Source organism: Streptomyces sparsus (assembly GCF_054776295.1).
On the sequence record NZ_BAAHCA010001029.1, the window covers coordinates 1 to 1,592 of the forward strand.

Genomic DNA, 1,592 nt, shown 5'->3' on the forward strand with positions numbered 1-1,592 from the left:
CGCCGCCGCGCGGGCGTGGTGCGCTGGTCACCGGCGCACCGACGCGCCGCGCGGTGGTGCGCCGCGCCGTCGGACGGACCGGCAGGTGAGGGAACGCCACATCGGAGGCCGCGACCAGCGGTTCCGGAATCCGTGCGGTACGTCGCACCGTGCCGGCGCGTCCCCCCGGACCGAGCAGAACCGGAAGGGACGGTACAGGACCCGTCTCCCTCGACTCGCGACTTCCCTGTCATGTGTGAACAATTTCCACATAACAGGGCATTGCGGTGCCTACCGTGAGTTGCGTGTGAGGAAGCTGGCCAGATGAAGATCGCTTTTCTGCTGGACAACGCCTACGGCATCGGCGGGACGATCCGCTCGACGGTGAATCTCTCCCGTGCCCTGTCCGACCGGCACTCGGTCGAGGTGGTCAGCCTCCGGCGGACCGTCCAGGAACCCGCGCTGCCCTTCGATCCCCGGGTCACCATGACCACCCTGCTCGATCTGCGCGGCCACTCCCCTCGCTACGACGGTGACGACCCCCTCTTCCACCGGCCCAGCGAGCGGTTCGCTGAGAGCGCCGACGCCCTCGAACGCGGCATCGCCACCCGGCTCGGCGACCTCCGGATAGCCGAGTACCTGCGGGACACCGACGCCGACGTGGTGGTTGCGACCCGTCCCAAGATCAACGACTACCTCGCGGCCTACGGCGAGAGCCGCTACCTGCGCATCGGCCAGGAACACCTCACCCGCGCGATGCACAGGGCGGACATCCGCGCCCACCAGGACGCGGCCATCCCGCACCTGGACGCCTTCCTCACCGTCTCCTACGCCGACGCCGCCAAGTACCGCGCGGCCATCCCGGGTGCGGTCGCCGCACCGGACGAGGACGACGGTGGCAACGTGGTGATCAGCTGCATCCCCAACGCCGTGCCCGACGTCGAGGTCGAACCCTCCGACGGCCAGAGCAAGCTCATCGTCGCGGCCGGACGGCTGATCAAGGTGAAGCGCTACGACCGGCTGCTCAGCGCCTTCGCCCTCGTGGCGGAGAAGCATCCCGACTGGCGACTGCGCCTCTACGGTCGGGGCAGGTTGCAGGCGCCGCTGCGAGCGAAGATCGAAAGCCTCGGTCTGTACGACCGCGCGTTCCTCATGGGGGCGCGTTCCCCCATCGAGACCGAGTGGGCCAAGGGGGCCATCGCCGCCGTGTCCTCCAACGCGGAGTCGTTCGGGATGACGCTCGTCGAGGCCATGCGATGCGGAGTGCCGGTGGTCAGCACCGACTGCCCGTACGGGCCGGGCGAGATCATCACCAACGGCCGGGACGGCCTGCTGTCGCCGCTCGGCGACAAGGAGGGCACCACCGTACGGGCGTACGCCGACGCGCTGCTGCACCTCATCGAGAGCCCCGAGCTGCGCCACCGGATGAGCCAGGCGGCGCTGCGCAGGGCTGAGCGCTACGCGCCACGGCGGATCGCCGAGGAGTACGAGCAGCTGATCACACGTCTGGACGAGCGGCGCCGGACCGGACGGCGGGCACCTGCCGCGCCCCCACCGGACCGGACCGCCTCGCGCCCGACGCCCCGCGCCGACGCCGAGCCGAAGGCCGAGGC

At 70.7% G+C, this 1,592-nt stretch carries 1 protein-coding gene; it reads left to right on the plus strand.

Annotated elements, in window-relative coordinates:
• Nucleotides 1-303: 303 nt before the first annotated feature.
• A partial coding sequence (locus ACYVE9_RS26020) for a glycosyltransferase family 4 protein (RefSeq protein WP_461030345.1) occupies nucleotides 304-1,592 on the plus strand: 1,289 nt, incomplete at its 3' end.